Genomic DNA, 12,888 nt, shown 5'->3' on the forward strand with positions numbered 1-12,888 from the left:
CGCAGAGGCATGCGCGGCGGCGGGGCGGCGGGCGCGGCCAGCGGGGGGGGGGCCCCAGCGAGGGCCTGGGGGAGGGCGGCCGCAGGGGCCGGGCCCCACAGGGCGCGGGGCGACCCCGCCGCCCCGGCCGGCACCGCCCCCCGCGTGTCGGGGTTGCCGTCCGACAGTCGGGTCACGCCGACCCGCGGCACGGCGGCGCTGGTGGCGACGGCCCCGGCTGACCGCGACGCGCGCCCTGCTGGCGCGCATGCTGACCGCCCAGCTTGCGCCCCCCACCGGCAGCGCGGCGGGGGACGAGGGGCGACTGTTTCTCGCCCGCGTCGACCGGCTGATCGGGCTGGGGCTGTTGCCCGAGGCGCAGGCGCTGCTGCTGTCGGCGGGTGCCGGCGATGGTGACCGCTTTGCGCGGATGCTGGACCTCGCGCTGTACGAAGGCGACGCGACCGCCGCCTGCCGCAAGATGACCGAACGGCCGGGGCTGGCCCCGGGGCTCGCGGCGCGGGTCTATTGCCTGGCCCAGGCCGGCGACTGGGCGGCGGCTGCGCTGACCCTGCACGGCGCCCGCGACGAATCGCTGATCGCGCCGCAGACCGTGGCGCTCCTGGAACGCTTTCTGGACGACAGCAGCGCCGACCTGACCGACGCGCTGCCCGATCCGACCTCGGTAACGCCGCTGGAATTCCGCCTGTTCGAGGCGATCGGACAGCCTCTGGGGACCGGCCCGCTGCCGCTCGCCTTTGCCTGGGCCGACATCGACGGCAGCAGCGGCTGGAAGGCGCAGATCGAGGCCGCCGAGCGGCTGGTCCGCGCCGGGGCGACGGATCCGGCGCGGCTGGCCGAGGCCTATCTGGCCCAGCAGCCGGCGGCCTCGGGCGGGATATGGGACCGGGCGGGGCTGTATCAGCAGCTGGACGCCGCGCTGGGGTCCGGCGACAGCGCCGCGCTGGCCGCCGCCCTGACCCAGGCCGAGCCGGTCTTCGGCCAGGCCGGGCTGTTGCCCGCGCTGGCCCGTCTGATCGCGCCGCGGCTGCCCTCGGCCGGGCTGGACGGCGCCGCGGCCGAAACCGCCGCGCATCTGCGGCTGCTGGCCGGGGTGCCGGTGCCGGGCGCCGCCCGGCTGCCCGACGCCGACCGCGCGCTGGTCGCGCTGGCCGAGGATCACCCGGCGCCCGAGACCTCCCCTGCCCCGCGGGCGCCGGAGGGCGCGCCCCCGCCCTATCACGGCCCCCGCTTTCCCGAGGGCAGCCCGGGCGCCGCCTATGCCCAGGCGCTGGCGGCCCCGCCGCTGCCCGAGCCGCCCGCGGGCGGCCGTGGTCTCGCGCTGCTCCGGGCGATCGCCGATGTCGATGCGGCGCTGGACGGCGACACCGCGCGGGCCGCCTCGGGCCTGCGGCAGATGACCGAGCTGGGCCAGCGCGACGTCGCGCTGCAGGCGGCGGTCGAACTGCTGCTCGACGCCCATCTCGGCGGTCTGCGCCGGTGAGCGGCAGCGCCCCCGAGCCGCCCCGGCGCCGGGGGCGGCCCAAGGCCCGGCCCGACCGGGTGGGCGCGGCCGAGGACATGCGCCGCATCGGCGCCTTCCTGGACGCGCAGGCGGCCGAGGCGGGGGCGGCGCGGAACACGGTGCTGGCCTATGGCGGCGATCTGGCCGATCTCGCCGCCTTTGCCGCCGCCCGCGGCATCGGCCTGACCGCCCTGACCCGCGAGGGGATCGAGGATTACCTCGGCCGCTGCGAGGCCGAGGGCCTGTCCCGCGCCACCCGCGCCCGCCGACTGTCCGCGATCCGGCAGTTCACCCGCTTTGCCCTGGACGAGGGCTGGCGCGACGACGATCCGGCGATCCGCCTGTCCGGCCCCGGCCGCAGCCAGCGCCTGCCCAAGGTGCTCAGCCAGGCCGAGGTCGGGAAGCTGCTGCTGGCCGCGCAGGACCACGGCGCGACGCCCGAGGACCGCGCCCGCAACGTCGCCGCGATGGAGCTGATCTACGCCACCGGCATGCGGGTCAGCGAGTTGGTCGCGCTGCCCGTCGCGGCGCTGCGCGGCCACCCCGAGGTGATCCTGATCCGCGGCAAGGGCGGGAAAGAGCGGATGGTGCCCCTGACCGGCCCGGCCCGCATCGCCGTGGACCGCTGGCTGGCGATCCGCGACGCGGCCGGGCGGGACACGCCGCTGGGCCGGCTGGTCGCCGGCAACGGCGCGCGCTGGCTGTTCCCGGCAGGCGGCGCCGCCGGTCACATGACGCGGCAGGCCTTCCACGCCATGCTGGCCGGGCTGGCCGCCGCGGCGGGGCTGCCGCCCGGCAAGGTCACGCCGCATGTGCTGCGCCACGCCTTCGCCACCCATCTGCTGGAAGGCGGCGCCGACCTGCGGGCGATCCAGACCCTGCTCGGCCACGCCGATCTGGGCACGACCGAGATCTATACCCACGTCCTCGACGCGCGGCTGCGCGAACTGGTGCTGCGCCATCACCCCTTGGCGGACGGTTCCGCCTGATCCCGGGCGCCGAGGCCCCGAAGATGCCGGTCCAGCTTGCCGACCAGCGCGAGGTCGGGCGCCAGTTCGGCCGCGCGGCGCAGATGACGGCGCTGGCGCTTGCCCTGGGGCGAGCCCGCATCGGGGTTGCGGGCGTGGGCAGAAGGGGTGTGCCCCAGCCCCGCCAGCCGCGCCGCCACCGACAGGTGGATCAGCGGCGCTGCCGGATCGGTTTCCAGCGCGCGGTCCATCCAGCGCCACGCGGCCTTCTGGTTGCCGGCGGCGAAACAGGCGTCGGCCATCCGCTTGGCGGCCATCGCATCGCCCGGATCGGCGGCAAGGATCGCCTCGAGCAGCCGCATCGCCCGCGCCAGCCGGTTGTGGATGACCAGCCCCGTCGCCGCCCAGCCGAGCAGGGCCGCATCCTGCAACGGCGCGGCCCCGCCGCTGTCCGCCTCGGCCGCCGCAAGGGCGGCCGCCGCCGGGCCCAGCCGGATGCCGATCGCGGGCCGGGTCCGGACCCGCCGGGCCATCTCGTCCATCTGGATCAGCTCGACCCAGCCTTGCTGCAGGGCCCAGGCCGGCAGCAGCTGCTGCCCGTCCGCCCCGGCGAACGCACCGGCCAGATGCTGCGCCAACCGCTCCGGCATGCCCAGCGCCCGGCCGACCGCGCCCTCGGCGCCCAGCACCAGCGCCCCCAGCCGCGGCATCACCGGGCCGTCGGCCCGGCGCCCGGCGAACAGGTCGGTGAGGTAGTCCCAGCCCTCGCTGCCCGTCGCGCCCCCTGATCCCGCCGTTATCAGCCCGCTGACCTGGGCGCCGAGGTTGCGGTCGCGCGGGGTCGCCTTGGGATTGGCCGCAAGACCCTCGGTCAGCGCCGCCGCGGTGTCGCGCCGGTCCACCCGGCTGGCGAGTTCCGCCAGCGCGCTGGCGACGAAGGGAAACCGGGTCAGGAACCCGCGCTTGCGCGCGAACCTGTCGACCAGCGCCGCCCCCGCGCCCGAGGCCGCGGCGTGGGGCATCACATGGATCAGGCTCTGCGCCAGGTCGCCCGGGGCGAAGAAGCTGCCATGCCGGCGCATCGCCCGGTCCAGCAGCGCCGCGTCCGCGTCCTGCCGCGCCGCGGGCGCCAGCCCCTGCGGCAGCGACACGACGGTAACCCCGCCAACGGCATGCGCCGCCTGCGAAAACGCGCTGAACGCCGGCGCGGCGACCCGCGCGCAATCGGCCATCAGCAGGATTTCCAGCACATCCCGCTGCGCGGTCGTCAGCGCCTGCCCATCGATCAGGTCACCCACCGGAACGATCCGGGGATCGCCCGCCGCCAGGTGCGTGATCGCGGCAGGGGTGTCGCTGAAGGCGATGACCGGGCCGCCCACGCCGTCCAGAAACGCCCGGTAGTAATCGTCCGGTGCGTATTTCGACGGCCAGGCCTGCCAGGACCACGGATCGCCATCCAGGATGTCGCCGCGGCGCAGATGGATCGCCACCGGCTCGCCGCTGCCCGCGGCGGCCAGCCGCGCCCTGGCGGCCGCCCGAGCCGCGGCAAGCGGCGGCGACAGCGCAAGCGACCCGGTCAGGCCGCGCACCTGCCGGGCCACGGCATCGGCCCGCTCGTCCTTGAACCGGATGATGTCGAAGGCCGCGTCGCAGGCCCACAGCGACCCTTCGGCCAGGCGCGCGGCAAAGCGGTCGACGGCGTCGCCCTGCGCCGCCTGGCGTAGCTGCGCGCGGCCCGACTGGTCCGGCGCACGGGTCACGGTCTCGACGACGTCCTTCAGAAACGCGGGGTCGAAGATCTCGGCCGGATCGGCCAGGTCGGGATAGGGGCCGTCGCGCTCGGACACCCAAATGAACCGCGCCGCATCCGTCCCGAACAGCGCCCGAAACCGCAGCACGTTCAGGATGCCGATCAGCCGCGCCCCGACCCGGTCGCGCCGATAGCCCAGGATGGGCACCGCCTGCCGCGCCTTGCCGCGCTGTCCCGCCATGGTCCTGCCGCTTTTCCCGTTGCCCCCTCGCCTTACGCAGCCCCGCCGCGCCTTGCAACCGCGGCGGGGTCTGCCTATCACCGACCCGACCCCTTTCCGCCGGAGCGCTCTGATGCCGTTGACCGAACGCCGCCTTGCCGATCCCGATCACTGGAGCCTCGCCAGCGCCATCCGCGCGCTGTCGATGGACGCCGTCGAGGCCGCCAATTCAGGCCATCCGGGCATGCCGATGGGCATGGCCGACGTCGCCACCGTGCTGTGGGGCAAGCACCTGAAATTCGACGCCAGCGCGCCAAACTGGTTCGATCGCGACCGCTTCATCCTGTCGGCGGGCCACGGGTCCATGCTGATCTATTCGCTGCTGCACCTGACGGGTTTCGAGCAGATGACGCTCGATCAGATCCGCAACTTCCGCCAGTGGGGCGCGATCACCGCCGGCCACCCGGAATACGGCCATGCCGAGGGGGTCGAGACGACCACCGGCCCCTTGGGCCAGGGCATCGCCACCTCGGTCGGCTTCGCGATGGCCGAGGCCAAGATGCGGGCCGAGTTCGGCGAGGAGCTGTGCGACCACCGCACCTGGGTCATCGCCGGCGACGGCTGCCTGATGGAGGGGATCAGCCAGGAAGCCATCGCGCTGGCCGGGCATCTGCGGCTGGGCCGGCTGATCGTGCTGTGGGACGACAACGGGATCACCATCGACGGCAAGGTCTCGCTGTCGGATTCGACCGACCAGATCAAGCGCTTCGAGGCCTCGGGCTGGCGCACGCTGATCTGCGACGGCCATGACGCGGCCGACATCGACCGCGCGCTGACCGCCGCCCGCGAGGATGACGGCCGCCCGGTGCTGGTCGCCTGCCGCACCACCATCGGTTACGGCTCGGCCAAGAAGGGCGGCACCTCGGGCGTGCACGGCTCGCCGCTGGGCGCGGACGAGATCAAGGCGACCCGGCTCGCCTATGCCTGGGACCATGCGGATTTCGATATCCCCGACGACATCCGCGCCCGCTGGCTGCAGATCGGCCAGCGCGGGGCCGCGGCGCGCGAGGCGTGGGCCGCCCGCGTCGACGCCCTGCCCGCCGACCAGCGCGACGCCTTCGCGGCCCGCGTCTCGGGTGAGGCGAACCCGGCGCTGGCCCCGGCCATTGCCGAGGTGAAACGCAAGGCCTCGGCCGAGACGCCCAAGGTCGCCACCCGCAAGGCCTCGGAAATGGTGCTGGCGGCGGTCAACCCGGTTCTGCCGGAAACCATCGGCGGCTCGGCCGACCTCACCGGGTCGAACCTGACCAAGACCGCCGATCTGGGCGTCTTCGACGCGCAGAACCGGGCCGGGCGCTATGTCTATTACGGCATCCGCGAACACGGCATGGCGGCGGCGATGAACGGGCTGGCGCTGCATGGCGGGTTCCGCCCCTATGGCGGGACGTTCCTGTGCTTCACCGACTATGCCCGCGGCGCGATGCGGCTGTCGGCGCTGATGGGGGTGCCGGTCGTCTATGTGATGACCCACGATTCCATCGGCCTGGGCGAGGACGGCCCCACCCACCAGCCGGTCGAGCATCTGGCGATGCTGCGCGCCACGCCAAACACCTGGACCTTCCGCCCCTGTGACGTGGTGGAAACCGCGGAGGCGTGGGAACTGGCGCTGTCCACCGACACCACCCCCTCGGTGCTGGCCCTGTCGCGGCAGAACCTGCCGACGCTGCGCACCGAGCACCGCGACGAGAACCTGACCGCGCGCGGCGCTTATGTCCTGCGCGAGGCGTCCGCCGCGCCGCAGGCGATCCTGCTGGCGACCGGCTCCGAGGTCGAGATCGCCGTCAAGGCCGCCGCCGCGCTGGAAGCTGACGGCATCCCGACCCGCGTCGTGTCGGTCCCCTGCATGGAGCTGTTCCGCGACCAGGACGACGCCTACCGCGCCGAAGTCCTGCCCGAAGGCCCGGTCCGCGTCGCCATCGAGGCCGCAGTCCGTCAGCCCTGGGACTGGCTGCTGCTGGGCGAACGCGGCCACTGGCAGCGCGCCGATTTCGTCGGCATGACCGGCTTTGGCGCCTCGGCCCCGGCCGACCGGCTCTACAAGGAATTCGGCATCACCCCCGAGGACACGGTCGCCAAGGTCAAGGCCCTCCTGTGACCCGCAACCGGGCGCCCGTCCGCGCCGGAAGGGCGCCCGGGGGCCCGGCCCTGCCCGCCGCCCTGCCCGCGGACCTGCCCGCGGCCAGCGCAATTCTTCTTTGCCCAAATATCCCCCGCGGAGCGTCCGGCCTCGCGGCCGGCACCGCCCTCCCCGCCTGCAGCGCCGCCTGATGCGCCCGCTGCCGCGAGCCCGGGCGCTGATGGGACGCGAGGCCGACGGCCGTCGCGTGCCCTCTGCCCTGCCGCAGAACCAGCGGCTCGGCATCCTGCTGCTGCTGGGCTCGGTGCTGCTGTTCACGCTGATGGACGCGCTCGGCAAGCACCTGACGGCGCGCTATCACCCCGGCCAGGTGATCTGGATGCGGATGGCGCTGAACCTCGCCATCGTGCTGACGGTCCTCGCCCCGCGGCTGCGCAGCGTGGCGCGCTCGGCCTCGCCCGTCCTGCAGATCGGGCGGGGGTTGACGCAGGTGGCCTCGATCGGGCTGTTCTTCACCGCGCTGCAATATATCGGGCTGGCCGAGGCGACGGCGATCATGGACAGCAATCCGGTCCTCATCACGCTGGCCGCGGCGGTGTTCCTGGGCGAACGCATCGGCATCCGCCGCATCCTCGGCATCGCCGCGGCGCTGGTCGGCGCGCTGATCATCATCCGGCCCGGCGCGGGCGTGCTGCACCCGGCGGCCATCCTGCCGCTGATCGCGGCCTTCACCTATGCCGCCGGGGCGATCATGACCCGCATGGTGCGCGGCGATTCGACGGCGACCTCGATCCTGTGGTCGACCACCATCGCCACGCTCAGCGTGTCGCTGGTCGCGCCCTTCGTCTGGCAGCCGGTCGCGGCGGGCGACTGGTGGGCGTTCATCCTGATGGGGCTGCTGGGCACCGTCGCCCAGGCGCTGCTGATCCGGGCCTTCTCGCTGGCCGAGGCGGCGGCGGTCGCGCCGTTCGGCTATACCGGGCTGATCTGGGCGGGGCTGTGGGGCTGGCTGTTCTTTGGCGCGGTGCCCGACCGCTGGACGGTCCTCGGCGCCACGATCATCGTCGCCGCCGGCCTCTATGTCTGGACGCGCGAGGCCCGCACCATGCGCGACGCGGACCGCCGATGACCGAGCCGCCGATCCCGCTGACCGACCGCGCCGCCAGCGCCGCCTTTCAGGGTCTGATCGGCCTGATGCGGCTGATGCCCTATCACCGTCGCGTCCCGGCGATGGGCTGGGTCTTTGCCCATCTCGTCGGCCCGCTGGCCGGCTGGCGGCGCCGCATCCGCGCCAACCTGGCGCTGGCCGCGCCCGAGTTGCCTGCGACCGAGGTCCGCCGCCTGACCCGCGCCGTCCCCGACAATGCCGGCCGGGCGCTGATGGAGATCTATTCGGGGGCCGAGTTCACCGCCCATGTCACCGCCACCGACCCGCTCTGCGGTCCCGGCCTGCCGGCGCTCGAGGCAGCCGCCGCCGCCCAGCGCCCGGTGATCCTCGCTTGCGCGCATTTCGGCAATTACGACGCCATGCGCGCCGCCATCGCCGCCCGCGGCTGGCCGGTCGGCGCGCTTTACCGGCCGATGAACAACCGCGCCTTCAACCGCCACTATGTCCCGGCGATCGAGGCGATCGCGCAGCCGCTGTTCCCGCGCAGCGGACGCGCCGGGCTGACCGGCATGATCCGCTTCCTGCGCGGCGGGGGGATGCTGTGCCTGGGCTTCGACCAGCATGACCGCCACGGCCGGACGCTGCGCTTCTTCGGCCTGCCCAGCGATACCGTCCTCACCCCGGCCGAGCTAGCGCTGAAATACGACGCCCTGCTGATCCCCATCGCGGGCATCCGCCAGCCCGACGGGCTGAGCTTTCGCGTCCAGGTCGGCCCGCCGGTCCCGCCCGGCGATCCGGCGGCCATGATGCAGGCGCTGAACGACGATCTCGAATCGCTGGTCGCGGCCCATATGGACCAGTGGTTCTGGGTCCACCGGCGCTGGAAGAACCTCGGCGACGGTCAGGGCGAGCCTGCCTTGCCGGGCCCCGGCCCCGGCACGCCCGGACCTGGTACACCCGATCCCGAAACGGTTTCCCTTGGCGGGCGCGAGCCGCTATAACCCGGCCAGCAAGCCGCCGCCCGAGAACGGCCCCCAGGCAGAGAGACAGATGAGCGACACCGACGATACCCGGCCGCATGACAGCGATACCGCCTTCATCCAGGCGCTCGCCGAGCTGTTGAACCGCAACGAGCTGACCGAGCTGTCGGTCAAGCGCGAATATGGCGACAACGACAAGCTGACCGTCTCGCTGTCCAAGCATGGCAAGCAGGTGATGATGCAGGCGCCCGCCCCGGTCGCAGCAGCGCTGCCGGTCGCCGCCGCCGCGTCCGCGCCCGCCGCGGCCCCGGCCTCCGCCGCGCCGGCCAGCGATCCGGCCAGCCTGCCGGGCGCCGTGCCCTCGCCGATGGTCGGCACCGCCTACATGGCCGCCGAACCGGGCGCCACGCCCTTCGTCACCATCGGCCAGCAGGTCGCCGAGGGCGACACGCTGATGATCGTCGAGGCGATGAAGACCATGAACCACATCCCCTCGCCCCGCGCCGGCACCGTCCGCCGCATCCTGGTCGAGGACGGGACCCCCGTCGAATTCGGCACGCCGCTGATGGTCGTCGAATAAGATGTTCGACAAGATCCTGATCGCCAACCGGGGCGAGATCGCGCTGCGCGTCGTCCGCGCCTGCCGCGAGATGGGCATCGCCTCGGTCGCCGTGCATTCCACCGCCGACAGCGACGCCATGCATGTCCGCATGGCGGACGAATCGATCTGCATCGGACCGCCGCCCTCGCCGGCCTCGTATCTGTCGATGCCCGCGATCATCTCGGCCTGCGAGATCACCGGCGCGCAGGCGATCCATCCCGGCTATGGCTTCCTGTCGGAAAACGCGACCTTCGTGCAGATGGTCGAGGATCACGGCCTGACCTTCATCGGCCCCTCGGCCGAACATATCCGCCTGATGGGCGACAAGATCACCGCCAAGGAAACCGCGAAATCGCTGGGGATTCCGGTCGTGCCGGGGTCGGATGGCGGGGTGGCCGACATGGACACCGCCCGCCGCGTCGCGGCCGAGATCGGCTATCCGGTCATCATCAAGGCCACCGCCGGCGGCGGCGGGCGCGGCATGAAGGTCGCCCAGGACGAAGCCGCGCTGGAAGTCGCCTTCCGCACCGCCCGCGCTGAGGCCAAGGCGGCCTTCGGCAATGACGAGGTGTATCTCGAGAAATACCTCCAGCGCCCCCGGCATATCGAGATTCAGGTCTTCGGCGACGGCAAGGGCGGGGCGGTTCACTTGGGCGAGCGCGACTGTTCGCTGCAGCGCCGCCACCAGAAGGTGCTCGAGGAAGCGCCCGGTCCGGTCATAACCCCCGAACAGCGCGCCAGGATCGGCAAGACCTGCGCCGACGCGATGGCCCAGCTGGGCTATTCCGGCGCCGGCACCATCGAGTTCCTGTTCGAGGATGGCGAGTTCTACTTCATCGAGATGAACACCCGGCTGCAGGTCGAACACCCGGTCACCGAGGCGATCTATGGCGTCGACCTCGTGCGCGAACAGATCCGCGTCGCTGCGGGCGAGCCGATGAGCTTTTGCCAGGACGACCTGTCGATCCGCGGCCACGCCATCGAGGCCCGGATCAACGCCGAGCGCCTGCCCAACTTCACCCCCTGCCCGGGCCGGATCACCCAGTATCACGCCCCCGGCGGTCTGGGGGTGCGGATGGATGCCGCGATCTATGACGGCTATTCCATCCCGCCCTATTACGACAGCCTGATCGGCAAGCTGATCGTCCACGGCCGCGACCGAGACGAAGCCCTGGCCCGCCTGCGCCGCGCCCTGGGCGAGCTGATCGTGGACGGCGTGGACACCACGATCCCGCTGTTCCGCGCGCTGCTCGAGGAGCCGGACATCCTCAGCGGCAACTATTCGATCCACTGGCTGGAACGCTGGCTGGCCGAACAGCAGTTCTGAACGGGCATGCCGGCACGGTTGGATCACACCTTGCCGGTCGGCAGGATACGGTTCTGGCTCATGGTCGGCGCTGCAGTTCTGTTTGCGCTGGTCTGGCTGCCTGGGATGACCGCCGCCATGGCGTCCAAAGGCTGCGCCAACTCCGCCAAGCCGGATGCCACCCGCCTGCGGTTGTGCAACGCCGCGGTCGCAGTGGGTCGTTTTTCGATCTTTCGGACCGAGCCTCACAAGTTCGGCCAGATCTACATGAGACGCGGGATCCGTGAGGCCAATCTTGGCCACACCGACGCCGCAATCGCGGACATGCGACGCGCGGTGGACATGGTGACGGGTGGTCGACCCGACGCGATCCTGCCCTTCGCAAGGGCAGCCCGTGGCGGCGCGCTGGACCTGCGAACCATCCACGGCCCGGACTACTGGCCGGCGCGCCTCGTGGCCCAGACGTTGCAGCCCGACAGTTCGGATCGGGCCCGGGCGGCGTGGGACAGCATCGTCGCAGAACTGCCCGCGAGGCCGTAAGGCCCCAATCGGACGGGCCGCCGACCGGGGCTTTTCCACCCGACCCGCGCTCGGCTAGGCTGTCGTCCATGCCGCACGACATGAACCAGCTCACCCCTTCCCAGCTGCTCGGCGGCTATGCCAACGGCATCTTCCCGATGGCGGCGGCCGCCGACGATCCGCGGCTGATGTGGTTCGACCCGCCGCGCCGGGGGGTGCTGCCGGTGGGCGGGGTCCATGCCGCGCGCTCGCTGGTCCGCGATCTGCGGCGCGGCGGCTGGTCGGCCGACAAGGCGCCCGATTTCGACGCCGTGGTCGGCCACTGCGCCAACCGGCCCGACACCTGGATCAACGCGCCCTTGCGGTCGCTGTATGCCCAGCTGCACGCGCTGGGGCATGCCGAGGCGCTGGCCGTCCATCGCAACGGGCAGCTGGCGGGCGGCATCTTCGGCGTCACCCTGGCCGGCGCGTTCTTTGGCGAGAGCATGTTTTCCACCCAGCGCAGCGGCTCGCGCATGGCGCTGCTGTGGCTGTCGGATCACCTGGCGCGCTGCGGCTTCACGCTGTTCGACACCCAGTATCTGACGCCGCACCTGTCCAGCATGGGCGGGACCGAGATCCCCCGCAGCGCCTATCGCGCCCGGCTTGCCGCGGCGCTGCGGGTGCGGGCGGATTTCCACGCCGCAGCGCTGCCAACCGCCGCGGAGCTGGCGGCTGCGCTGCGTCAGCCTTCGGGCGGATCCGCCGCGGGTTCGGGGTCGCCCTCGCCCTCGCCGCCGGTGCCCTCGGTCGGCGGTGCGCCTTCGCCATCCGGGCCGGCGCCCTCGCCGCCCTCGGGGACGGCGGTGTCGGGTTCATAGGTCAGGTCGGGTCGCGCCGCCCCGGTGCCGTCGTTGCAGGCCACGACCCACACGTCATAGCGCGCATCGTCCAGCGCCGACAGCGCCGGCGACGAGGCGATCATCCAGCCGGTGAACAGCGCCTTGCGGTCCTGCAAGTTGGTGATCGTCAGCTGCGCGAAGGCGTCCGATTCCGGATCGTCCTCGGGGAACCGGCATTCGCCCAGCCGCACCTCGAGCCGCCCGAACTGCACCGCATCGCCCACGTTCAGCGGCAGGTCGGTGCTTTGCCCCGACACCTTGTCGAGCCCCCGCAGCAGCGCGCCCTTGCCGCGCGCCACCTTGCCGTCAAAGACCGGGGCCGCGGATTCCGCCCGGGTCCCCGGCGCGATGTCGGTGCCGCTGCCGCGCGACTGCGCATGCGCAGGAAGCGCGGCCAGCGCCAGCATCGCGGAAAGGATCGCACGTCTCATCGCCCGGCCTCGTCGTCCTTGTCCGAGGCCTGCGCGTCCACGAACTTCATCATCAGCGTCAGCAGGCTGACGGCGCCCTGCACGTCCTCGATCTCGTCGCCGGGCTTGAGCATCTCGTCGGCGCCGCCGGGCTGCAACTCGATATAGGCCCCGCCCAGCAGCCCGTCGGACTGGATCAGCGCGGCGCTGTCGGTCGGCAGGGCGATGTTCGCGGGCACCTGCAATTCCGCCTCGGCATAGTAGGTGTCGGGGTTCAGCCGCACATCGGCGACGCGGCCCACCCGGACGCCGGCAAGCCGCACCTCGGTGCCCTTTTCGACCCCGTCCACGTTGGGAAACGCCGCGACCAGCGCATAGCTGCCCTGCCCCGCCCCGCCAATGCCGCTACCGAGCCCGCCAGTGGACCACCACAGGAACCCCGCAGCCACCGCCAGCACCGCCGCGCCGACCAGCGTCTCGGCCCGTTCCGCTGCCGCGCTCATC

Annotated in this window: 11 protein-coding genes and 1 pseudogene; 9 read left to right on the forward strand and 3 right to left on the reverse strand. The window is 72.7% G+C overall.

Features of this window, described 5'->3' with window-relative positions:
• Positions 1–247 precede the first annotated feature (247 nt).
• Positions 248–1,483, forward strand: a complete 1,236-nt coding sequence (locus tag IC63_RS11130) for a hypothetical protein (protein WP_052042137.1) — start codon at positions 248–250, stop codon at positions 1,481–1,483.
• 77 nt (positions 1,484–1,560) lie between these two features.
• Positions 1,561–2,493: a tyrosine recombinase gene (locus IC63_RS11135; protein ID WP_156965450.1), complete on the forward strand. Its 933-nt coding sequence runs from the start codon at positions 1,561–1,563 to the stop codon at positions 2,491–2,493.
• Here the strand turns inward: IC63_RS11135 and IC63_RS11140 are convergent.
• On the reverse strand, positions 2,466–4,463 hold the full coding sequence (locus IC63_RS11140) for a tetratricopeptide repeat protein (protein WP_052042139.1): 1,998 nt from the start codon (positions 4,461–4,463) through the stop codon (positions 2,466–2,468). The genes IC63_RS11135 and IC63_RS11140 overlap by 28 nt on opposite strands.
• A 112-nt stretch (positions 4,464–4,575) precedes the next feature.
• On the opposite strand from IC63_RS11140, the gene tkt reads away from it, so the two are divergent.
• From tkt to aat, 7 genes are all read left to right on the forward strand, one after another.
• Entirely contained in the window at positions 4,576–6,597 is a 2,022-nt protein-coding gene (tkt, locus tag IC63_RS11145; RefSeq protein ID WP_036720333.1) for a transketolase, read from the forward strand.
• 172 nt (positions 6,598–6,769) lie between these two features.
• On the forward strand, positions 6,770–7,708 hold the full coding sequence (locus IC63_RS11150) for a DMT family transporter (protein WP_232222592.1): 939 nt from the start codon (positions 6,770–6,772) through the stop codon (positions 7,706–7,708).
• Positions 7,705–8,688, forward strand: a complete 984-nt coding sequence (locus IC63_RS11155; RefSeq protein ID WP_084115770.1) for a lysophospholipid acyltransferase family protein — start codon at positions 7,705–7,707, stop codon at positions 8,686–8,688. Before IC63_RS11150 ends, IC63_RS11155 begins: the two co-directional genes overlap by 4 nt.
• 49 nt (positions 8,689–8,737) lie before the next feature.
• Positions 8,738–9,247, forward strand: coding sequence for an acetyl-CoA carboxylase biotin carboxyl carrier protein (gene accB / locus IC63_RS11160; protein WP_036720335.1), 510 nt, complete (start codon positions 8,738–8,740; stop codon positions 9,245–9,247).
• A gap of 1 nt (position 9,248) precedes the next feature.
• Positions 9,249–10,595 (forward strand): acetyl-CoA carboxylase biotin carboxylase subunit, encoded by a 1,347-nt coding sequence (accC, locus tag IC63_RS11165; RefSeq protein WP_036720338.1) that lies wholly within the window; start codon positions 9,249–9,251, stop codon positions 10,593–10,595.
• Positions 10,596–10,655: 60 nt separating this feature from the next.
• Positions 10,656–11,114 carry a hypothetical protein gene (locus IC63_RS11170; protein WP_156965449.1) on the forward strand — a complete coding sequence of 153 codons (459 nt, stop codon included), beginning with the start codon at positions 10,656–10,658 and terminating at the stop codon, positions 11,112–11,114.
• 68 nt (positions 11,115–11,182) lie between these two features.
• On the forward strand, positions 11,183–11,953 hold the full coding sequence (aat, locus tag IC63_RS18835; protein WP_084115772.1) for a leucyl/phenylalanyl-tRNA--protein transferase: 771 nt from the start codon (positions 11,183–11,185) through the stop codon (positions 11,951–11,953).
• Positions 11,954–12,000: 47 nt separating this feature from the next.
• Here aat and IC63_RS18840 read toward each other — a convergent pair.
• Both IC63_RS18840 and mlaD read right to left on the reverse strand, forming a co-directional pair.
• Positions 12,001–12,405: pseudogene (locus tag IC63_RS18840) on the reverse strand (DUF2155 domain-containing protein); the annotation flags it as partial.
• Positions 12,402–12,887, reverse strand: coding sequence for an outer membrane lipid asymmetry maintenance protein MlaD (gene mlaD / locus IC63_RS11185; protein WP_036720344.1), 486 nt, complete (start codon positions 12,885–12,887; stop codon positions 12,402–12,404). The pseudogene IC63_RS18840 and the gene mlaD, both read right to left, overlap by 4 nt.
• Between the last annotated feature and the right edge of the window lies 1 nt (position 12,888).

Source organism: Paracoccus sphaerophysae (assembly GCF_000763805.1).
GTDB classification, from domain to species: Bacteria; Pseudomonadota; Alphaproteobacteria; order Rhodobacterales; family Rhodobacteraceae; genus Paracoccus; species Paracoccus sphaerophysae.

Bases quoted from the DNA above. Each gene is read 5' to 3' on its own strand.
- IC63_RS11155 (WP_084115770.1), top strand. From the start codon at position 7,705: ATGACCGAGCCGCCGATCCCGCTGACCGACCGCGCCGCCAGCGCCGCC.
- tkt (WP_036720333.1), top strand. From the start codon at position 4,576: ATGCCGTTGACCGAACGCCGCCTTGCCGATCCCGATCACTGGAGCCTC.
- mlaD (WP_036720344.1), bottom strand. From the start codon at position 12,887: ATGAGCGCGGCAGCGGAACGGGCCGAGACGCTGGTCGGCGCGGCGGTG.
- accC (WP_036720338.1), top strand. From the start codon at position 9,249: ATGTTCGACAAGATCCTGATCGCCAACCGGGGCGAGATCGCGCTGCGC.
- accB (WP_036720335.1), top strand. From the start codon at position 8,738: ATGAGCGACACCGACGATACCCGGCCGCATGACAGCGATACCGCCTTC.
- aat (WP_084115772.1), top strand. From the start codon at position 11,183: ATGCCGCACGACATGAACCAGCTCACCCCTTCCCAGCTGCTCGGCGGC.
- IC63_RS11150 (WP_232222592.1), top strand. From the start codon at position 6,770: ATGCGCCCGCTGCCGCGAGCCCGGGCGCTGATGGGACGCGAGGCCGAC.
- IC63_RS11130 (WP_052042137.1), top strand. From the start codon at position 248: ATGCTGACCGCCCAGCTTGCGCCCCCCACCGGCAGCGCGGCGGGGGAC.
- IC63_RS11140 (WP_052042139.1), bottom strand. From the start codon at position 4,463: ATGGCGGGACAGCGCGGCAAGGCGCGGCAGGCGGTGCCCATCCTGGGC.
- IC63_RS11135 (WP_156965450.1), top strand. From the start codon at position 1,561: ATGCGCCGCATCGGCGCCTTCCTGGACGCGCAGGCGGCCGAGGCGGGG.
- IC63_RS11170 (WP_156965449.1), top strand. From the start codon at position 10,656: ATGGTCGGCGCTGCAGTTCTGTTTGCGCTGGTCTGGCTGCCTGGGATG.